The following is a 23,163-nucleotide window of genomic DNA, read 5'->3' as shown; positions in this document are numbered from 1 at the left end:
TAGATAATTAAATAATATCATATACTTTTTTAATTACTCCATCAGCACACTTTTTCCAGCTGAATTTATTTAATACACTTTGTATTAAATTTACATCTATATCTCTATTTAAAGCTAAAAGGAGCTTTTCAGCTATATCTTCCACCTTTGAAGGATCAAAATATATTCCCGCACTTCCTACAACTTCTGGAATAGATGTGCTATTTGAAACTGCACATTTTTTATTATATGACATGGCTTCTAATGGAGGTAAACCAAAACCTTCATAAAATGATGGATAAACAAATAAAGCACAATTTTTATACATTTGTGATAACTCATAATCAGTAACTGATCCTGTAAAAATTACTCTTTCTTTTAAATTTAAATTTTCAACAGTTTCATAAACTGACTCATATAACCATCCATTTTTACCACCTACAATTAGATTGCATTCAGTTTTATCTTTAATAATGTTAAATGCTTTTATCAAGCCATCAATATTTTTTCTGGGGGAAATTGTACTAACAGTCAATATATATGGTTTATCAATATTTAATTTTAATTTTTCGTTCCTTATTACTTCAGTTCTATCATTTTTTTCTACATTTAAATTATTAAAACCATTATATACAACAACAACTTTATCCTTTGCTATATTCCTATAATGGGTATATATTTCACTTTTAGCAAATTCGGTAATAGCTACTACTTTTTTTGCTTTTATTATAGATAATGGAGTTATAATTTTTTTCCATAAGGCTGTCTTCCAAGTAAAGGCTCCTTTTAATGTTTTAAATGCTAAATCATGTACAGTTATTACAACATCATTTAATGCTAATAATGGTGCCATAGAATCTGGATAATGTAAAATAGCATTTTTATTAATTTTTCTTGCTTTAAACGGTAATATTATTTGTTCATAAATATTCCTATGAATACCACTTTTTATATTTTTCACTATAATTAGATCTTCATCTTTTGCAAATAAAAAATCTTTTCTATCTTCTTCTCTAATTACTATTTTTATATTGCTTTTTTCCTTTTCATATAAACTTTTAGATAATTCATAACTATACCTACCGATTCCTCCACTTAGTGAAGTTTGTAAAGCATTTAATATGCATACTCTGTTCATATACCCTCCATAAATATGTTAAAGTTATTTTATTACTTTCCAATTCTTTTTGTTAACAAAATCCTCATATGATTCATTTATAAAGGTTTCAATCTTTCTTTTAAATATTTCTTCATCAAACTTTTCTGCATGAGCTCTTATTTCTTTTTTATTAAACTCCATTTTTTCAAATTTTTTTATAGCATCTTTAAAATCCTTACTTGTTTGAGTCTTAAAAAACACTCCTGTTTTTTCTTCAACAACAGTTTCTAAAGCTCCACCTTTACCATAAGCAATTACAGGCCTTCCACTTGCCATTGCCTCTAATGGAGTTATTCCAAAATCCTCTTCACCAGGAAATAAAAATGCTCTACACTTTGAATAATGTTCCTTTATAACTTCATCCGGTTGTCTTCCTAAAAATTTAATATTACCTTTAGCCATCTTTTCTAATTTAGCTCTTTCTGGTCCATCTCCAATTATAACCAGTGGTAAACCTAACTCATTAAACACTTCTACAGCTAAATCTATTTTTTTATACTCTTGCAATCTTGAAACCACTAAAAAATAATCTTCGTTTACATTACTTATTTGGAACAGCTTACATCTTACTGGTGGATGAATTACTACTGATTCCCTTTTATAATGTTTCCATATTCTTTTAGCTACATTTTCAGAGTTAGCTATAAAATAATCTACTCTATTTGCTGTAGCTAAATCCCATAATCTCATACCTGTTAAAAAATAATTTAAAAGTTTATTTTTTAAACTGCTTTTTCCTACCATTTTTCCTGCATATTCATATGAAAATTCCCATGCATATCTCATAGGAGAATGGCAATAACACACATGCATTGTATCAGGATTTGTTATTACACCTTTTGCTACACTTGAACTACTACTTAAAACAATATTATATTTATTTAAATCAAAAGATTCCATTGCCGTTGGCATAAAAGGGAAATATTTTCTATGATTCTCTATATTTCTTTTATTCTTTTGAATATTAGATACGAATATCTTTGCTTCTTTTATTGGTGAATCTAATTTTTCCTTATTACATATAGTTGTATATATTGGCGCATCTGGATAAATCTCAACAAAATTAGAAAGTACTCTTTCTGCGCCTCCCATAAATGGCAACCAATCATGAATTAGTGCTACCTTCATATAATAACGTCCTCCATATTCACTAATACTATTTAGTATTATTATTATTTTTTATCCCCTCTTTAAAATCTTTAACATCATCTAGTAATTCTCTATTTATAACATAAATTCCCTCGTCACTTACTATAGTTGCTACATTGCTAACTCCAATCATAACAACATTATTATTATGGTTACCGATAACCATATTATTGCTAGAATCTATACTTACTGTATTATTAAAATATATATTATTATATCCATCTTTTTCTCTATATCTTTCTATAGCTCTCCATGTACCTATATCATCCCATCCTATATCACTTTTAATAACATAAATATCATCTGATTTTTCTAGTACAGCATAATCTATAGATATTTCATCAACTTTTTGATATTGCTGATTTACAAATCTTTCAATATCTTCTTCATCTATATTTTGCATAGCTTGTAATGCTTCGTATGTGTTAGGAATATATTTTTTTATTTCATCTAAAATCGTATTTACTTTCCAAAGAAACATTCCGCCATTCCAAAGATATCCACCTAATTTTAAGTATTCCTCAGCCTTTTCCTTATTTGGCTTTTCAACAAATGCCTCTACTTTATTTATATCATCATCTATTTCTTTACCGCAATTTATATATCCATATCCAGTTTCCGGTCTATCAGGATGCATACCAAGTGTCATTAACCCTTTATTATGTTTTTTAAGAAAATTGTCTGCTTTAATTAATATTTCTCTAAACTTATTTTCTTCTCGTATTAAATGATCTGATGGTAATACAACCATAGTTGAATCTCCATAATATCTTTTTATAGTCAACGCCGACAATGCTATACAAGGTGCTGTATTCTTACCTTCTGGTTCAACTATTATGTTTCTTTCTGGCAAATTGGGAAGTTGTTCTTTAACAAGATTAACATACTTTTTTCCAGTACATACAAATATCCTCTCTAAAGGAATAATAGGCAATATTCTATTTATAGTTTTTTGAATCATAGTTTCTTCATCTATTAAACTTAAAAACTGCTTTGGTTTATTATCCGTTGATAATGGCCAAAATCTTGTCCCTCTACCTCCAGCCATAATAACTGCACATAACATAATTAATCTCCTTCCTTAGTAATATATATCATTAATTAAAATAGATTCTTTTTTATTCATAAAATTATAGCATACTAAAAAATTTGCCACAACTTTACTAATATTATGCATTATTTTATGTTATTTAATTATACTCTACTTTTAGATCTTTATTTTTGAATTTTTTCTTAAGATTTCAATTACTGTTTCTTCTTTTAAAATTATACTTGTACCTATATAGGATATAACTCCAAAAATAACTGATGATATCAGATTACTAATTAGTCCATCTACAGTTCGTGAAATAATATATAATACTATTGTCATTACTGCATTAGATAATATAATTTTAGAAATAAATTTGAAATCTAATTTTATTTTCACATAACTTTTTGCTATATATACTTGAATTATCATAACAACCAATTCTGCTATTATTGTGGATACTGCTGCACCATTCTCATTCATTTTAGGTATTAGCATTAAATTTAATGTGAAATTTATCACTGCTCCTATTATTACTGAAAATAAAAGTTTATTTTCTTTTCCTAGAGGCATTAATATTTGAGTGCCAAATAAATTCCCTATAGAAAGTATTATTATTAGTGGAGTTAAAATTTTCATAGTATATATTACAGGTATGAATTCTGGCTTAAACATTAATAGTACTATTTCTCTTAATAAAAATAGCACTCCAGTCATAGCCGGTATACTTAACATTATTATTACTTTTAATGCCTTATTTAGTATTGTGTTAAATTCTTCAACATTATTGTTCTCAATATGATAGCTTAATCTAGGTAATAATATTGTTCCTACAGATGTAACTACACTAACAATAATTTTATTAAGTTTTACTGCATTAGAATAAAAGCCTACACTAACTTCTCCTGCTAAGACCCCAGTCATCGTTGTATCCAAATTAACATATATATTAACTGCAACTTGAATTGATAATAGAATACATATTGGTCTTATATGCTTCTTGAACTCTAAACCCGAGAAAGAAAAATGTGTAAACTTATTTATATTTAAAATATTAATTATGTTATTACCACTTAAAGCTATTACATTTATTAATGCATAGTTTATATAATCCTCTCTAGTCTTCACCATTGTAAATAATAACACTAAGGAAATAACTTTAAACACTACACTTCTTAATGCTATATATTTATATTCTTCTAGCCCTTGATAGAACCAATCTATATTTAAAGCATTTAATAATAAAAGAAATCCAGAAACTATAAATAATTTATAATCTTTCGCAAAATAATCAAAATTAAATACCATTAAATAATATGCTACTATACTTATTAGTGTTGATAATAAATTTATAAAAAATATTTCTGAATAAGTTTTAGATAAAGCTTTCTTATTTTCTCTTACCTTAGCTATTTCTCTTACACCATATAAAGGTATTCCTAATGATGCAATTATTAAAAAGTAATTGACTATTGAGTTTGCAAAATTAACCTTTCCTATTCCACTAGCTTCTATTACTCTAGATGTATATGGTAAAGTTATTAATGGAAATAATAAATTCAACAGTGTAAATAAGGTGTTGTATATAAAATTATTTATTAAAGATTTTTGTTTTTTCATACTCTACTCCTGATCTAGGGTACCTTCCAAAACATTATAAAATTTCTCAACTGATTTACTCCAGTCAAATTGTTTTATTAATTTGTACCCTTCTTCCGATAATGTTTTTCTTAAATTAATATCATTTAAAACTTTAATAAGATTTTTTTCTAAAGAATCAACATCTTCAACATTGCTCTTCAATACATTTTTATTATTGTCTCCTATTTCTTTTATAGCTCCAACATCTCTTCCAACTACCGCACACTTGCAAGCCATTGCTTCTAAAGGGGTTAATCCCCAGCCTTCTGAAATACTTGTAAATAAAAAAACATCTCCTCTAGAATATATTTCTCTTATTTCCCGTCTTTCCGGTAATAAATAAAACTCTGCATAATCTGGAATATTGTCTCCCTTTTCGGCTCCAAACATTATCAAATTTATACTATTATCTTCTTTTCTAATCTTATTAATTATTTCTATCCCATCATTAGTACCTTTTGATGGTAAGTTATGATATAACATTACTACATTTTTTGAGTTTAGATTATAATTCTTATCATTGTTATACATTTCATTTAAATCTATTCCATTATAAATTAAGTGAGCTTTTTTATTTCCATTCTTCTTTTCTACTAACTCTTTTAACCATTGTGCAATTACTATTTGCTCCATATCAAACTTATAAGTTTGTTCTACTTTTTCTATATCACCATGCCATATCTCATAATCCTGAATAAAATAAACCTTTTTCCCCTTATTTTCAGAAAGATTATTTACATCATAAGCTGTTGGCCATGCTGTTGCAATGATTATATCCCCATCATCAATATATCTTTCCTTAATACTAGGAATTGGGATTATTTCTAAATCAAAATCTGCCCATTGTATATTATTGCCATTTATTATATTTTTTATATATTGTTTTAACCATATAGTCTTATTTTCTTTATAATACACTTTATAGGGTTTATATGGCACATATATCTTAACTTCATTCCCTTTCTTTTTTATTCTTGTAGCATATTCGAAAATAATTTTTAACCCACCAGTCAAAGATAAAAAAGGAACTACAAAATTAATTTTCATAATAAATCACACTCATTTCCTTATATGTATAATTATCTATTTAATTTATAATCTACCATTCCTTTTAATATAGATTTTGCTCCACCTAAATTTCCTTTCACTAGATATCTTGCAAACATTTTCCCCATTAATTTATAACCTTTTTTAGATGAAATATTATATTGTTTAATGGATAAATTTCTTTTAAAATACTTAAAAAGATTTCTAGATAAATAATAATCCTTAAAATTTGAACTTTTATTTCCCGTAGCCGAATGCATATGATAAACTATAGCTTCTTTTACTAAATGAGTTTTGAATCCTTTTGATTTTAATCTTAATGCTAAGTCTACATCTTCAAAATATGCAAAAAAATCTGAAGAAAAATAATCAATTTCCATTTCTTTAACAGATAATAACGCTTTTTTAGAGTAGACAGCAGCCCCTGCACATGCACCTTCTATTTCAATTTGTAAATTTTCTATTTCTGATTTATCTTTATTATAACCTAATGGCATTACAAAGTAGTTTTCATCAAACTCTAATCCCGCAGCATCGATTTTATTTCTTTCATAATAGTTAATCATCATTAATTGAAATATATCTACATTTCTATTATTCTCTATATATCTTTTTAGTATATCTAAGGTATCATTTGTAACTTCTATGTCATTATTAAGAGTTACTATATATTCATTTTCATCCTTCATTGCTTTATCTATTCCTATGTTATTAGCATAAGCAAAGCCATAATTTTTATCTAACTCTATAGTTTCTATTAATAGAGATTTTTTATATTTTTCTATCAAACTATCTAAACATTGATTTAAAAGTTTTGCACCATTCCAATTTACTATTACTATTGAAAACATCTCTCAACTCTCCTAGACATTAGTATTTTAATCAAATTTACCAAATATCCCTTTATTACTATCATGTATTCCTTTAAAAATCATTTTAATTTTAGTAAATTTTTTTTCTTCATATAACAATATTTTAATAGTTTCTTTTAAAGCACATGACTTATCAAATTTAATGGATTCTGGAACTATATTCTTATATTTTTTCCAACAATAAATTCTATTTCTAGTTATATAATATCTTCTAACAGGTGAATGGTTTGTAGCCGAAACTTTTTTAAAGAAGAATCGTCCTTCTTTAGTTTCTCCTATTCTATGAAATAATATAGCATCTGATACTTCAACAATATCATATCCATGCTCTTTTATTCTAAAACAAAAATCATAATCCACAAAGTCTATAAATAATTTTTCATCAAATAATCCTACTTCTTCAAAAGCTTTTCTACTAACGATATTTCCTGATGTTATTCCACCTTCTATATATTTTATATACTCTTGTTCCTTATTTAATTGTTTATCTACATTCAAACCTAATTCTATATATCTAGGTAATAGACTAACAACCTTTTCTTTTTCTATATCATTTAAACTATTATATCCTTTTAATAACTTCATTACCATATCATCTTTCAAATTACTATCATGATCTAATGTAATTATCCAGTCATACCCATTATTTAAAGCGTATTTAACTCCCTTATTCAAAGCGGCTGCTATTCCTAAATTTTCTTCACACAATATTAATTGTACGTCGTTTTCTTTTTCTATATTTTTTAACATATTAATAGTATTTTTATTTGATCCATTATCTACTATTACAATTTTACCTACTTGATTAACTACTGAATTAAATGTATTTAAAAAATTTTCGTCACAATTATAAGTTATTATAACTGCACACACGGTATTTTTCATAATAAATTCTCCTATTGCTTTAATAAAATATTGCATAATTATTTCTACATAATTATACCTTATGTATTATACCACAAATAATATATTTTTCATAAAATGTATTATTTTAATACATATATGCTTTTTAATAAAATATATCTAATTACTATATATTTCTAAAGAGAAACTTTAAATATTAAGATATAAATTGTAATAATAAAAGCTAATTATTAAAGTTAATAAGTAAATTTAATTATATAACTATTTTTAATTGATCTTCTAAGATTCTTTGTATATAAAAAGCTAGGAATTAATAACTCCTAGCTAAATAATCTAATATTTTAGAAATACGTTTGGAACATCATAGCCAATGAAAACATTAAAGTCCAACAAAGATATATATTTCTATATGAATTCAACCAAAATTCATTTAATTTTAGTTTTAATTTTGTATTTTGGAATACAAAATATATCCCTATTATAAATGGAAAGAAATATCTTCCTTGTATACCATCAAGCACATCAACTTGATGTACGGGTACTTGTTTCCATTGTAATGAAACGCCACACAAGGCAGCATACATTCCTATAGACATTAAAATTAAAATTATTTTATCAAATATTTTAAATTTAAATTTTTCATCTCCCTTTATTGCAAAAATAAATAACATCAATAATATAAGATTTATTGTCCAATTTGGAGCCAACACTTTAAACCAGCCAAAATAAGCTGTAAATGATGCTTTATAAAAATCTCTGTCTTGTTTAAATGTATATATAATTTTATTAATAAATAAACCTGGCTCTTTTAAAATATTTTTTGCTGTGCCTGCTAAACTTATTACTTCTTTTTTCTCTTCAACATTATTTTTTTGAGAGGAACTATCTTCCATTACCACTGAGTTTTCTATCTTTGGAGCAGATATTTTTTCCCATCCTGACTTAACTGCTAAACTACTAAATGCTATAAGTATAATAAGCATTATTTTCCCAAAAGATTTAAATTTCATTTTATTGTTTGGAATTAAAATCAATATTCCTCCAATTGCTATATATGGTAACTTTATGGAACCTATTATTATAGTTAACAAAATAATAATACCTACATCTTTATAATCTACCTTTTCTTTTTCAAACTTTAAATATAATATATACGCTATTAATAAAAAGCTACTAGAATTTAATAAAGCGTCAGGTGAGGTTGAAGCTGCTTGTTGCATTCCCATAGGAATACACATTAAAAGAAATAAAAGATCCTTTTTTATAGGAATATATTTTAATGCTAAATAACATAACGCTAACCATGTTAAGAAATTAGATATTCTACCTAAAATTATAATAAAATATGAACTTAAATTTAATAAATCTCCTATAAACATACCTATTGACTGTGGAATATATGCTATTGTATTATATGCAGCGGTTGCATCAGCATCATATTTTATTAAATTATCTTTCTCTAATGGTGTATTTATATTTTGAATATAATTTTTACTTCCTTTTCCATTGTTAATAATATCCCATAACTGTTTATCATATTTTTTTACTCCTACAGGAAGCATCATGTTATTTTCACTTCCCTTAAAAAATAGTCTTCCTTTTGCTATATCGTAAGCTCTATATATGTGCACTGATTCATCTGGTACCAAATATGGAGGATTTATAAATATAAAAGCCATCCCCCAAATCAACCCAACAACTAAAAATTGTTTTTCTATACTTTTACTATTAAACTTTGTTAAAGTAATCATACTAATAATCATTAAACCAACTAATACTACACTAATAAGTAAAAAACCTTTACTTTTATAAGCCTCAAGATTTTTAAAGTGCATTATTGATTTATACATTAAAATCAACATTATTACTCCATATATCGTTCTGTAGATGTACTTCTTTCTTAAATCGCTGTTAATATTCTGCAAAACTTTCTCTCCTTTTATATCCTCATTAAATCTATAATAAAGCCCTTATATAACCCCAAATTTTTTTTCTATAATACTTTGATTTTGTTAGACCTTTTATTATTTTTAGTCCTTGATTAAAATCTAACTTCTTTATCCCAATACATCCTTTAGTAAATTCTCTAGATGCTTCATAATAATTTATTTCTTCACTTTTATCTATTTTTTTTAACTCTTCACCTATAAATTCATTAATTACATTAATATCCTCTAAAATTTTATCTTTCTTATATAAATTTATAAGCATTTGAGATGTTATAAACTGTTTTAATCCATTGCTATTAGATATACTACTACTTCTTATTCTGTATTTTAAAACAATTTCATCTATATTTCCTAGTTTAAATCCCTTAGCTAGAGCCCTTAATAAAAAATCGTAATCTTCGGCATAATTAACTGCTCTATATCCATTTAAATCATGAAAAACACTTTTTTTACCAAACCAAGTTGGATGAGGAACACAACTATTTTTTATTATTCTCTTTCTAACTAATTCACTATTTTTAGGAAGATTATTTATAATTGAAATTTTTTCCTCATTTTCATTAATACAAATAACCCCGCCACCAATTAGATCAAGATTATTTTCAGTAAGATAATTATATTGCTTTAATAACCGATCCTTTTCTGAAATATCATCTGAATCCATTCGTGCAACAAATTCTCCATTAACAAATTTTAATGCTTTATTTAAACTGTTAGTTAGCCCAATATTTTTTTCATTATATAGAACTCTAACTCTAAAATCTTCTTCAAACTTTTTAAGAAGTTCAATAATTTCTTTATTATTAGGGTTATCACAAACTATTATAACTTCAATATTATCATAACTTTGGTCTAATATAGACTCTATTGATAATTGCACCCATTCTTTCGGTTCATTGTAAGTGCTCATAACTACTGAAACTAACTGTTTATTTTCCATATATAACTCCTTTGTATAAAATATTATTTAAAATCTATACTTCTTCAATTTTCATAGGAAATTTAACTCCTATATCAGTCAGTATCTTTTTCACTCTACTATCTATAGTTAATCCAATTGCTTCCCCTATCACCACATATTGGTTTTTGCTAATTTTAGACAGCGTTAAAAATGCAGTACTGCCTTTTCCTGTTAGTACAACATTTTTATTTGTTCCAATTAATAATGCTTCAATATTCTTATTAGATTGTAGCTTTATAATACTACAATTTAAATATTTATCTAAATAAAAGTTAGTTTCTCTTGGATGATATTTAATATAGATTTTTTTATTTTTACTACTTAAATACTTAATCACTTCTTCATATTTGCATGCTAAATTCTCTTCGAATAAATCTACCAAAAATATAATACTATCGTTTATAATAATATTGCTTTTCGTATAACTCATTCTCAGTGCATTTTCAAAATTACTATCTTCTATCTTTTGAATACTTTTCACTAATAACTCTTTTCGTATGAACTCTGGATATAGAACATAACATTTATCAACATAACTATTACTTCCATAACACACTCCATTTTCATATTTTTTTCGCATATTAAAAAGAGTAATTAAAATACTATTATATATAATTTTTATTTTGTTAAATAATGAATTAGATGTAATAGTTTTATCATCACTTAAATAACATGCTATACCGTCTTCCATATATGATATTTCGGTGTTTTCTCCTTTTAGCTTATGTATTAATGCTTGAACCTGTACATAAGAATCATTTGCAAAAAATATATTATCAAATTCAAGTGCTCTTAAGTTTTTTATAGCCTTTTTAGTTGTATATATATCTAAAAATAAATTTTTAATAACCTCTAATATTTTTTTAGCACCACTTGCTTTATTTAATTTATTCAATCCATTAATTTCAATAATTTCGTCAAAACTCTCATTTAAATAACTATAATCTTTGTAAACAAAGTTAAAATCTCTTAATACTATAAGCACATTGTTTTTTAATCCTTTTGCATTAATTATAGCTAAAGATAATGTTATATGATATGGTGTATTAACAATAAATAGATTATTCATAAATCTATCCTCTCCTCATTTTATATCGTCAATTAATTTTTTAATGTTAAAAAACTTAGGAATCATTAACAACATAATTATAAATAATCCTAATACTATTTTCATATAATTTAAATCTACTATGACTACCGTTACTAAATATGTTGAAATTATAATCATACCAGAATACATTTTAAACAAGTCTTTAATGAAATTACTTTTTCTTATTTTATAATTCACTATATAGTGCTGTATAAATGAGTATATAGTATTAGTAATTAATGTAGCAATGGCAACCCCAATAATACCTAGGTTTAATTTAACTCCTAGTATATTAAGAAGCAAATTAATAATTATGGATAATATTTGTAAAACAACTAATACATTCTGTTTCTTCTTAGCTATAATAAATACATTTGAAAAATATGAGAAATTACTCATTATTATTGCCATTAATAAAATATTGTAAGTACTTATACTACCTTTAAAATTTGGCAAAATAATATCAATAAATGGCTTAATTACAATTACTCCTATAAATATAAAAACTATATTAAATAACTCTATTAATCCGGTATAACTGTATATTGAGTTAATTATTTCGCTATTATCTCCACTATTGTATTTACTTATCATTTTAGGATAAAACAAAAATAATATTGAACTAATAAACACTAATGTTGCTGTAGCCATTTGATTTGCAAATGTATAGTATCCTAACGCTTCATTTCCTAAAAACTTTATAATAACAAATCTATCTATAGTTGTTAATATATAAAATCCTAAGTTATATATTAATAAAGGGATTCCAATTGAAATTAATGTTTTTAAAATTTCTTTATTAATTTTAATATTAATTTTAGGAACTTTAATAATTGATACTAAGAAGATTACTATCCCAATTATCGTCATAGCAAATAATACTCCTAATATTTTAAAGCTTCCTCCTAATAACAGAATTAAAATTAATGTACCTATTCCATTTAATAATTCTATTAAATTAATCATATTTAGATTGTTTAATAATCTAAAATAGTTAATAAAAAAGTTCTTATATTGCTCGGTTATTGCAATTATAAATAATAATGACATATACCACTTTGAAATTCCTTCAAAGATAAATATACTTGATATAGATGCAAGAAGAAAAATCAAAGAAACTATACTTAATGCTGAAAAAGATGTATTTATTACCTCTCTCGCCTTATCACTTTCACCTTCATTATCTTTATATACAATCCATTCTCTATTCATAGCGTAAACTACACCTAAATTAGCATAACCACAATAGCTTATTATTAGAATAAGATTACCTAAAATCCCAACCATTTCTGGGCCCAATATCTTAGCATTAACAATTTCTCTAAAAAACACAAATGCTAATGCTATATATTTTACCATTGAATATTTAAAAACATTCAAAATAGCAGTACTCTTCAATTTATTTAATATGTTTTCCATTCTTCAACTTCCCACTTACTAATTATCTAAATATTATTTAGCCTTGTTAAATAGAATAAACGTAATAACTAAACATGTTTTTGAACTACATCATAATTAATATTATTTATTTCTGGATTATTTAATAAATACTCTATAACTCTTTCTATATCAATTATTTTTCCATCATAGAATTTATTATATATATGTAGAATCTTTTCATAATCCTTAATTTCATCTACACAAAGTCTTATTTCCGGATGTCTAAATTTATCAGGTACTGGATAATCTAACAAATTAAACTTATCTGGATTGTTATACATAAACCACGTTACATGTTCTAATCCCATTTCATCAGCACATTCCTTATATGCCTTCTCTAAAGCTTTCATTGAAAAAACTTCTACATCCAAACCTCTAATTAATCCGTCTTTACTTCTAGGACTAACATAATCATATCTATTGCTTTTAAATGCTTTTACTACTTGATCAACTAAATTCGGGTCAATCAAAGGACAATCAGATGTTATCCTAATTATTATATCCCCTTTAAACTCTTTTGCAGCTAAATAATATCTACTTAAAACGTTATTTTCGTCACCTCTAAAACATCTAATTTTTAACTTTTCTGCTGCCTCTTTAATACACACATCTTTATCTTCATTAGTTGTTGCTATTACTATTTCATCTATCTCTTTGCTATTTTGTAACCTTTCAACTACGTGCTCTAAAACTGATTTACCACATAAATCCATAAGGACTTTTTTAGGTAATCTTGATGACCCTGCTCTAGCTTGAATAACACATAAAACCTTACACATACTATATCTCTCCTTTTTCAGCTTTAATTGCAATATTAACCATATTTTCCGCTCCTCTATGATTAATATTCTTAAAACCTTTTGATGCTATTGCTTTTAATCTATCAATATCAAGTAGGCATTTTTCTAAACCTTCCAAATCTTTAGATTTATTACCCAATTTATATATCCAATTATTTTTACTTAAATTATCAACATAGTAATTCATATATTCCCATCCAATACAACATACTGGACGTCCTAACGCCAAAGCTTCATAGGTTGTAAGACCACCTAACGTTATGATTAAATCATTTTCTATGATTTTTCTTTCCATATGTTTTTCATTAACTAAAAATTTTATATTATTATTTGCATTTTTAATTAATTCTCTTTTTCTTTCATCTGATACACCAGGACCTAATACTACATTAAAGTTATAATTATCATATACCATATTATTTCTTATTAATTTCACTATATCCTCTGTGTATCTAGCTGGATCGGATCCACCAAAACAAACTAATATATTTTCTATTTTATCTTTATTCCAGCACTCTAGTGGTCTTTGCTTTAAAATTTCATCTCTCACCACTAAGAATTTACTTCCACTGTAAATCTTAGTTTGTGAATTAACATTAAATTCTTGATAGAATATATCAGAATTAATATATATATCCGGATTGAATTTATTTACGTTTTCATCATTAATTTGAATTAATACATCAAATCCACATCTTCTATAGAATTCATTATCACTATAATTCATATCTACTAAGTCAGAAATAAGAACTAACTTTTCACTTGATTTATTAAACATATTATCTTCTAAAAATTTCTGTGCTATTTTTCTATTTTCAGCGATAAAATAATCTACATCATCAACTATAAACATTTTAGCAATATCTTCTCTTGCTTCTAATATTACCTTAAAATTATTATACTTAATACTACATAAATATTTAACTAGAGCTTTTACTCTAGTTAAATTTCCTAAACCTATTTTTTCATTTCCTGCCGCATGTAAAATAATCATCTCAAAAGATCCCAAACAAGAACTGTATTAGCCTTACAATCTTTATTTATTTTCATACCTACAACTTTATCTTTATCAAAAGGAGATATCCCCCAACCTGGTCTTAGCATCAGAAGGTCTTCGTTTTTAATTACTTCACCTTCTTTTAAATCTCTTTTTAATACTAATGATCTTACTGATTTATGTCTTTCATTTTTTTCACACTCTAATATCATTTTTCTTGGATTACCCATAGCTGATTCCAAGTTTCTAATTTCAGTTACTAAACTCTTCATATCACTTGGATCCATACTAAACCAGTGATCAGGCCCATCTAATTTTTTATCCAGTGTGAAGTGCTTTTCAACAACTCTTGCTCCAAATGCAACAGCCCCTAAAGCTGCTGTTATACCCATTGAATGATCTGAAAAACCTATTACACATTCAGGATATAAACTCTTTAAAGTTTTTATAGTATTTAAATTCATCTCGTTCATTGGAGATGGATACTGAGATACACAATGCATTATAACAAGGTTTTTACATCCTTTATTAAGTAGTATATTAATTGCCTCGTCTGCTTCACCTAAAGTACATTTTCCTAATGATAACATAACAGGTTTGTTATACTCAGGTAACTTTTCCAATAAATCTACATAATTTACATCAGAAGCCGCTACTTTAAAACAAGGAACATCAAGAGATGCTAAAAACTCTAAGCCATCTAAACTAAATGGTGTTGAAAATGCTTGTAAACCCAAACTATTTGCATAATCAAATAATTCTCTATGATATTCTCGTCTTAGAGACAACCTATCAAATAATTCAGAAATAGTTTCTTTTTTTTCAATTCCATTTGAAAGATATGTTAATACTCTATCTTTATCGGCAACTAATTCTCTTGCAGTATATGTTTGAAATTTTACAGCATCAACTCCACACTCTGCAGCTGCCTTTATAGTTTTTTTAGCTAATTCAATATCACTATTATGATTTGCTCCAATTTCAGCAATTATAAATGTTTTCCCCTCATTACTAACAGTAACATTTCCTATTTTTATTTCAGGCATATTTACTTTCCTCCTAAACATTCTCTATCTTTATATTTTGTAGAATATTTTTAAAAAGTAATTTCACTTCATCTACGGTTTTTCCCTTTACAATGACATGTCCTCTATCAATTAAATCTTTACCTTTTTTAATGATTGTTAATTCATCATTTATATTAATATTATTAATATATTCTATTACATTACCTTTCAACATCTCACTTATATCAGTAATATCTACTACCTTTCCTTCATTTAAATTAAAGAAGCTTATTCCTACACAGTTTTTTTCTAAGTTAGTTAAATTTAAATCTTTACTGATATTTGAAGTAACTATGTCCACTCCTAGACCCAAGTAATCTAATCCTGTAGATAAAGGCACTATTTTACTTGATAACAATAATCCAGATGGTCTTCCTGATATCTCTATAATTTTAACTTCATTATCTTTAATCATTATATCTGCATGTACCAAAGTATTATTTATCCCTAATGCTTTAGTTGCTTTATCCATTATATTAAAGACTTTATCATAAATTATATCTTCTAAATTAGCTGGTCCAATAAAAGCAACCTCTTGTCTAAAAGGTATATCAGTTAATTCCTTTTCTCTTACCAATACAAGATATCCGCTATTATCTATAACGACAAAATCTACACCGTATTCTATTCCTTCAAGTAATTCCTCAATAATAACTTCACCAGTAAGATTTTCTTCTAAATGTTCTGCTACCATCTTTTCTACTTCGGCTTTATTGTTGATTATACGAACTCCTGAACTTCCTGATCCGAATTTAGGTTTTATTACGCAAGGTAAACCAAAATCATTAATTTTATTAATTAATTCCATATTATCAAATGTTTTTAATGTAATTTGTCCTGCACAACCTATATTATTATGAAATAGTATCTCATTAGTTTTAGTCTTATTTACACAATTTAATGCAGCCTCTTTTGATATTCCCTTTAAATTTAATGAATCATTAACTGCACCTATAGTACTTAAAAACCTTCCTATAGGTACTTGTAAAATACCTTCTATATTATTTTTCTTCGCAAACTCTATAACTTCATTTTCTTTTGAGATGTCTACAACACTATATTCATTAGCTAATTTAAATCCTTCTGATTCCTTATTACCATCAATTGCTATTACATAATGCCCTTTTTCTATAGCTTTCTTTATTGAATATATTTGCTCTTTACCAGCGCCAATACTTAACAACTTCATGTTATTATCACCTATTTTCTATAAAAATCTATTACTTTATTAACAGCAGTTATAACATCCTCTACATCTTTATCTGTCATGGATGGAAATAATGGTAAAGTTATCATTTTATTATATAAGTCTTCTGCTATTGGACATATACCTTCTTTATATCCTATACTTTTATAGTATGGATGCATATAAACAGGTAAATAATGAACATTAACTCCTATATTTTCTTTTTGTAATGCTTCAAATACTTCTTTTCTTCCTACTGTCAATTCATTTAAATTTAATGCTATTACATATATGTGCCAACCTGAATTTGAATATTCTGCTTCATAAGGTATTATTACTTCTTTTAGGTTTCCGAAGGTCTCATTATACTTATTAACTATATCTCTTCTTCTTTTCACAAAACTATCTATCTTGTCCATTTGACTAATGCCTAATGCACATTGCATATCTGTTATTCTATAGTTATATCCTAAATCTATTTGCTCATAATACCAAGGTCCTTGATTATCATTCATAAACTTTTCATTTCTAGTAATACCGTGAGTTCTAAATAACAACATTTTTTCATAAAGATTTTTATCGTTTGTTACAATAATCCCGCCTTCAGCAGTTGTTATTGGTTTTACCGGATGAAAACTAAATTCTGTCATATCAGCCTTTACACCAATTTTTTGTCCTTTATACTCACTGCCTAATGCATGAGCTGCATCCTCGATAACCACCAAATTGTACTTTCTGGCTATTTCCAGTATTCTATCCATATCTACAGATTGACCTGTAAAATCCACTGGAATAATTGCTTTTGTTTTTGATGTTATCTTTTCTTCAATCTTATCTATATCCATATTATAGGTTTTTTCATCTATATCTATAAAAACAGGTTTTCCTCCACAATATAGTACACAGTTTGCTGAAGCAGCAAAAGTTATTGCTGGTACTAATACTTCATCTCCACTTTTTATACCAGCTGCATAACATGCCATATGTAGTGCTGCAGTTCCATTTGAAACTGCTACTGCATATTTTGCCCCTACATAGTTAGCCACTTTCTTTTCAAATTCTGATACCGTTGGACCTGTTGTTAAATAATCGCCTTTTAAAACCTTTATAACCATATCAATATCTTTATCATCTATAGTTTGCTTTCCGTAAGAAATATATGAATCCCTAACCGGCTTGCCACCATTAATTGCTAAAGCATCCATTCTCTCACCCCTTTACATTCTATTTATTATATTTATCAAAATCATATAAATTTAATTTTTTCATTTCAACTCTTAAATCTTCAATTGATAACCACTCTGTGTTAGCTCCTGAATTATATTCAAAACCTCTTTCAATTAACTTTCCACCTTCTGTAAAATGACTTTCAAAATGCCACCAGTCAAAATGTGGATAAACAATATAGTGCTTATCATATTCATAAGTAGATCTTGAATCATCCTTAGTTATCATAACTTCATGAAGCTTCTCACCTTCTCTAATTCCTACTTCTTTCATGTCAACATCTTGAAGCATAGCTTTAGCTAAGTCAGTTATTTTAAATGAAGGTATTTTTGATATATATGTTTCTCCGCCCTTTGATTCTTTTAATGCTTTAAATACTAAATCTACACCTTCATCTAGTGTAATCCAAAATCTAGTCATATTAAAATCTGTTATTGGTAACTCTTTATTTCCTGATTCTATTAAAGCTTTAAAGAAAGGTATAACTGAACCTCTACTTCCTGCTACATTTCCATATCTAACAACAGAGAAAATAGTTCCTTCTTCTCCTGAATATGCATTAGCTGAAATAAATAGTTTATCTGAAACTAATTTTGTTCCACCATATAAATTTATAGGATTTACGGCTTTGTCTGTAGATAAAGCAACTACCTTTTTTACATTACAGTCTATAGCTGCGTCAACTATATATTGTGCACCATTTATGTTAGTTTTTATTGCCTCAAAAGGATTATATTCACATGCTGGTACTTGTTTCATTGCTGCTGCATGGATAACGTAATCCACACCCTTAAAAGCTCTATATAATCTATCTTTATCTCTTATATCTCCTATAAAGAATCTTAATTTATTTGCCTTTTCAGGGTATTTAACCATAAATTCTTTTTTCATTAAATCCTGTTTAAATTCATCTCTTGAGTATATAATAATTTTTTTAGGGTTAAATGAATCTAGTATCCTTTTAGTAAACTTCTTTCCAAAAGATCCTGTTCCTCCAGTTATAAGAATCACTTTATTATTAAGCATATTTATCTTCCTCTCTTGATTTATTTTTCTCTTTATTTAATTAATAATATTATTCTTTTCTTTATCTTTTTCTATATCATTTATTATCTTTTTTAATACAGCTACTCTTTGTGCTAAATCCTTATTTTGTTCTCTTAACAAACTTACTTGTTGACTTAAATTAAATACTATATATAATATAAATATTATAGCTATAAAAAAAAGTAGTGAAGGCGCATATTCTACTTCTACAACATTTGCAACCACCCTAATTATACTTGGAAAAATTGATAATAGCAAAATTCCTACTGAAAGTAAAAACCAATAAAAACTGTCCTTAACAAAAAATTTCTTTTTTCGAACACTAACAAGTATTATAATCATAAATAAAATTCCAACTACTGCAAAAAATGCTCTACTATTCAATTACTTCACCTCACCACATGCCTCATTATAATTTTTATAAGTATTATTACTTTTTTTCCCTATCAAGATTATAAATATACTGTAGCACATAGAAATCATATATTTAATTGGTGACCAAATTCCTGAATGCATACTTATTCCATAAATTCTTTCTCGCATCTTAACATAAACTTCTTGAATATTATATCCTTCATTTAACATTTCTATTATAAGATTTGCGTCAGGATATTCTGGATAATTATTCATTTTAGCATAATGAGTATATACCCTCTTACTTAAAACTTGTAATCCTGATGTAGGGTCTGTTATTTCTTTCCTTGTTGAGATTTTAATAATTTTTTGAAACATTATAGTACCAATTTTTCTAAAAAAGGCATGATTATATTCTGTCTTTTCTTTAAATCTTGAACCTAATACTATATCACAATCATTTTGTTTTATATATTTAAACATCTTGTCTAATTCTTTTGCAATATGTTGTCCATCTCCATCAAATTGAGCTACATAATTATAGTTTCTAAATAATGCATATTTAAATCCAGTTTGTATTACGCCTGAATACCTCAAATTAAATGGTGTAGTTATATAATCTACATTCATATTCTTTAATATTTCTTCAGTTTTATCAGTAGATGAATCATTTACTACTAATATATTTGCATATGGTACATCTTTCTTTAATTCTTCAATTACATTTTTTATATTATCTTCCTCATTGTATGCGGGAACAATTACTAATAGTTCTTTTTCCATAAAATTAGTCCTCCTATTGACTTATTTTAATCTTCATCTTTATTTTTCCCCAAACAAAAATATATAAATCTTTAGAGTATTTAACAAATAACAACACTCTCAAACATAATCTATTTTATCTTTTAATTAATTCGTTTTTCATTATACTACCATTACTTACTCTTGTCTATAATCTTGATGTTGTCCCTATTTTAAACATTTTATGTATTCGCTGATTTATTATTATGTATCTAAACAAAATTTTTTTCCAATTACCCTAACACTTGTTAAGTTTAATGATTTAATCATAGAAAATCCAACTAAATTTATTAATAATACATCTTTTAAATTAATAAAAATTATCTCTAATATAACATTAGTAGTTAATAAAAATTTTAAAAGTATAAATTAGAATCTTATTAATTTTTCACCAGTATTCAAATGAAAAATCTTATTTTTACCTATATTCATACCTTATTTTAATTTAATAATTATGCAATTTATTTATCTTTACACTTTTTTTTTAAAATGCTAAAATTTAATACGTGAAAGGATGTGGAATTTTGGATAATGGTGTAAAAAAAATAAAGAAAAGCTCTTATCTAAAAAAAACACTACTAATTTTGTTAGTAGTATTAGTATTGGGAGTTATTGGAGCGAGTATTTATGGATTTAATTTAATAAATAAAATTAATAAAATTAATACTACTGAAGAAGATATTGGGATAAATAAAGAAGCTACTGAAGAATTATCTAAGTATAATAATTATGATAAGATAATAAATATTGCTTTATTTGGAATAGATGCAGGTGAAAATGAATTTGGGCGTTCAGATTCTATAATGATATTAACTATAGACCCTATTCATAATAAAATGAAACTTTCTTCTATAATGAGAGATTCTTATGTTAATATTGAGGATCATGGAATGGATAAAATTAATCATGCTTTTGCTTTTGGAAATTCTGTTTTAGCTCTAAAAACATTAAATAACAATTTTGGATTAAATATAAATAATTTTATTTCAACTGATTTTAGTAACTTACCTAAAATTATAGATAAATTAGGAGGAATAGAATTAAATATTACCTCTGATGAACTTAAATATATAAATTCATATATTGATAACTTAAATGTATTAAACTCTACTTCTTCTCCTCATTTAGATTCAACCGGAAAACAACTTTTAGATGGCACTCAATGTCTTGCTTATTCAAGAATAAGATATACAGATGGTGGAGATTATGAAAGAACTTGGCGACATAGAACTATTTTAAAAGGGGTATATGATAAGGTAAAAGATACTAAAGTATCTGAACTTCCTTCATTATTAAATGATTTTCTACCTTTTATAGAAACAAACCTAGGTACTACTGAATTGCTAAATATAGGTTCTACAATAAATAAAATAGGTAGTTCATCCCTTATTGAAGATAGATTCCCAAGAGATGGGTATTGTGAAGGAAAAATGATTGAAGGAGTTTACTATCTAACTTTTGATCTTGATACTACAAAACAACAAATGAAAGAATTTATATTTGAAAATTAAAGGAAGTAAATTATATGAAGAAAAAATTATCTTTATGGAAAAAAATATCAATAACCGTTTTAATACTTATATTAGTGGGTATTTTAGGCATAGCTTCTTATGCATTTCATCTATCAAATAAAGTAAATAGAGTTGAAATAGATAGAAAAGCTATTACTGATACAGGAAAAGAAATCTCAAAAAAAGCTGAAGAAGTTACAACTATTCTTTTATCAGGAACTGATTATTCAGGTGATGAATATGCTGCCTCAGATTCTACAATGATTTTAGCTATAGATAAAAAAAATAATAAAATAAATCTTTGCTCACTTATGAGAGATATTTATTTAGATTTGCCTGATGGTGGAAAATCAAACTTAAATTATACTATGTCTAGTGGAGGTCCTGAACTCCTTTTAAAAACAGTAAATTATAATTTCAACTTAAATATTGATAAATTTGTTGAAGTTAATTTAAAACAACTTCCTACTGTTATAGATAAACTTGGTGGTGTTGAAATAAATATAACTGATGACGAATTAAATTATATAAATAAGTACATTCAAAATATTGATAAAAATAATGGTACAAGCACTCCTCCAGTAACTTCAACTGGAAAACAACTTCTAAATGGTACTCAAGCTTCTGCATATTGCAGAATAAGATATACCGAAGGAAGAGACTTTAAAAGAACAGAACGTCAAAGGGATGTATTAACAGCTTTATTTAATAAGGTTAAAGATACACCTCATTCAGAAATACCTGGAATAGTTAGTGAATTATTACCTTTAGTAAGTACAAACTTATCTAATTCTGAAATTCTTTCAATAGCCTCTGAGGTTGTAGGTATGAATATAACTAACATAAACCAAGGAAGATTTCCTTTAGATGAAGATTTAACTACAGAATGGACAGATATGTATCATATGATTATTGATGTAGATAAAACTACTAAAAATATTCATAAATTTTTATTTGATGAGTAAAAATTTAACAGTTTAAAAAAGAGGATT

At 26.0% G+C, this 23,163-nt stretch carries 21 protein-coding genes; 2 read left to right on the top strand and 19 right to left on the bottom strand.

Annotated elements, in window-relative coordinates:
• Positions 1–7: 7 nt before the first annotated feature.
• The 19 genes from CP523_RS10990 to CP523_RS10900 form a co-directional block, all read right to left on the bottom strand.
• A complete protein-coding gene (locus CP523_RS10990; protein WP_066677662.1) occupies positions 8–1,117 on the bottom strand; it encodes a glycosyltransferase family 4 protein in 1,110 nt (369 codons plus the stop codon).
• 24 nt (positions 1,118–1,141) lie between these two features.
• Complete coding sequence (locus CP523_RS10985) at positions 1,142–2,266, bottom strand: glycosyltransferase (RefSeq protein WP_066677659.1); 1,125 nt, start codon at positions 2,264–2,266, stop codon at positions 1,142–1,144.
• Positions 2,267–2,294: 28 nt separating this feature from the next.
• Positions 2,295–3,353: a mannose-1-phosphate guanylyltransferase gene (locus tag CP523_RS10980; RefSeq protein WP_066677658.1), complete on the bottom strand. Its 1,059-nt coding sequence runs from the start codon at positions 3,351–3,353 to the stop codon at positions 2,295–2,297.
• A gap of 141 nt (positions 3,354–3,494) precedes the next feature.
• The gene (locus CP523_RS10975) at positions 3,495–4,937 is read right to left on the bottom strand and encodes a flippase (protein ID WP_120140852.1); all 1,443 of its coding nucleotides are present in this window, start codon (positions 4,935–4,937) and stop codon (positions 3,495–3,497) included.
• Between the two features lie 3 nt (positions 4,938–4,940).
• A complete protein-coding gene (locus CP523_RS10970; RefSeq protein ID WP_066677655.1) occupies positions 4,941–6,005 on the bottom strand; it encodes a glycosyltransferase family 4 protein in 1,065 nt (354 codons plus the stop codon).
• 32 nt (positions 6,006–6,037) lie between these two features.
• Complete coding sequence (locus CP523_RS10965; protein ID WP_120140851.1) at positions 6,038–6,856, bottom strand: glycosyltransferase family 2 protein; 819 nt, start codon at positions 6,854–6,856, stop codon at positions 6,038–6,040.
• Between the two features lie 27 nt (positions 6,857–6,883).
• Positions 6,884–7,762 carry a glycosyltransferase family 2 protein gene (locus CP523_RS10960; protein ID WP_066677652.1) on the bottom strand — a complete coding sequence of 293 codons (879 nt, stop codon included), beginning with the start codon at positions 7,760–7,762 and terminating at the stop codon, positions 6,884–6,886.
• Positions 7,763–8,082: 320 nt separating this feature from the next.
• Positions 8,083–9,666 carry a DUF2142 domain-containing protein gene (locus tag CP523_RS10955; protein WP_128499365.1) on the bottom strand — a complete coding sequence of 528 codons (1,584 nt, stop codon included), beginning with the start codon at positions 9,664–9,666 and terminating at the stop codon, positions 8,083–8,085.
• 31 nt (positions 9,667–9,697) lie between these two features.
• On the bottom strand, positions 9,698–10,630 hold the full coding sequence (locus CP523_RS10950; protein ID WP_083089553.1) for a glycosyltransferase: 933 nt from the start codon (positions 10,628–10,630) through the stop codon (positions 9,698–9,700).
• Positions 10,631–10,664: 34 nt separating this feature from the next.
• Positions 10,665–11,720 (bottom strand): polysialyltransferase family glycosyltransferase, encoded by a 1,056-nt coding sequence (locus tag CP523_RS10945; RefSeq protein WP_066677648.1) that lies wholly within the window; start codon positions 11,718–11,720, stop codon positions 10,665–10,667.
• Between the two features lie 15 nt (positions 11,721–11,735).
• Positions 11,736–13,160: a lipopolysaccharide biosynthesis protein gene (locus tag CP523_RS10940; RefSeq protein WP_066677646.1), complete on the bottom strand. Its 1,425-nt coding sequence runs from the start codon at positions 13,158–13,160 to the stop codon at positions 11,736–11,738.
• A gap of 68 nt (positions 13,161–13,228) precedes the next feature.
• Positions 13,229–13,960, bottom strand: a complete 732-nt coding sequence (locus CP523_RS10935) for a cytidylyltransferase domain-containing protein (protein ID WP_066677644.1) — start codon at positions 13,958–13,960, stop codon at positions 13,229–13,231.
• A gap of 1 nt (position 13,961) precedes the next feature.
• Positions 13,962–14,975 carry a glycosyltransferase gene (locus CP523_RS10930; RefSeq protein ID WP_066677642.1) on the bottom strand — a complete coding sequence of 338 codons (1,014 nt, stop codon included), beginning with the start codon at positions 14,973–14,975 and terminating at the stop codon, positions 13,962–13,964.
• A complete protein-coding gene (locus tag CP523_RS10925; protein WP_066677640.1) occupies positions 14,972–16,024 on the bottom strand; it encodes an N-acetylneuraminate synthase family protein in 1,053 nt (350 codons plus the stop codon). Before CP523_RS10925 ends, CP523_RS10930 begins: the two co-directional genes overlap by 4 nt.
• A gap of 13 nt (positions 16,025–16,037) precedes the next feature.
• Complete coding sequence (locus CP523_RS10920; protein ID WP_066677639.1) at positions 16,038–17,234, bottom strand: ATP-grasp domain-containing protein; 1,197 nt, start codon at positions 17,232–17,234, stop codon at positions 16,038–16,040.
• A gap of 11 nt (positions 17,235–17,245) precedes the next feature.
• Complete coding sequence (gene pseC, locus CP523_RS10915) at positions 17,246–18,436, bottom strand: UDP-4-amino-4,6-dideoxy-N-acetyl-beta-L-altrosamine transaminase (protein ID WP_066677637.1); 1,191 nt, start codon at positions 18,434–18,436, stop codon at positions 17,246–17,248.
• A 19-nt stretch (positions 18,437–18,455) separates the two neighbouring features.
• Positions 18,456–19,484, bottom strand: coding sequence for a UDP-N-acetylglucosamine 4,6-dehydratase (inverting) (pseB, locus tag CP523_RS10910; RefSeq protein WP_066677635.1), 1,029 nt, complete (start codon positions 19,482–19,484; stop codon positions 18,456–18,458).
• Positions 19,485–19,520: 36 nt separating this feature from the next.
• Positions 19,521–19,889: a DUF2304 domain-containing protein gene (locus CP523_RS10905; protein WP_066677633.1), complete on the bottom strand. Its 369-nt coding sequence runs from the start codon at positions 19,887–19,889 to the stop codon at positions 19,521–19,523.
• Entirely contained in the window at positions 19,890–20,642 is a 753-nt protein-coding gene (locus CP523_RS10900; RefSeq protein ID WP_066677631.1) for a glycosyltransferase family 2 protein, read from the bottom strand.
• Between the two features lie 542 nt (positions 20,643–21,184).
• On the opposite strand from CP523_RS10900, the gene CP523_RS10895 reads away from it, so the two are divergent.
• Positions 21,185–22,171: an LCP family protein gene (locus CP523_RS10895; RefSeq protein WP_066677629.1), complete on the top strand. Its 987-nt coding sequence runs from the start codon at positions 21,185–21,187 to the stop codon at positions 22,169–22,171.
• Positions 22,172–22,185: 14 nt separating this feature from the next.
• On the top strand, positions 22,186–23,136 hold the full coding sequence (locus CP523_RS10890) for an LCP family protein (protein WP_066677627.1): 951 nt from the start codon (positions 22,186–22,188) through the stop codon (positions 23,134–23,136).
• Positions 23,137–23,163: the final 27 nt, after the last annotated feature.

Source organism: Clostridium septicum (genome assembly GCF_003606265.1).
Taxonomy (GTDB): domain Bacteria; phylum Bacillota; class Clostridia; order Clostridiales; family Clostridiaceae; genus Clostridium; species Clostridium septicum.
The sequence above is the reverse complement of the archived record's forward strand: the minus strand, read 5'-3'. Positions and strand labels throughout refer to the sequence as shown.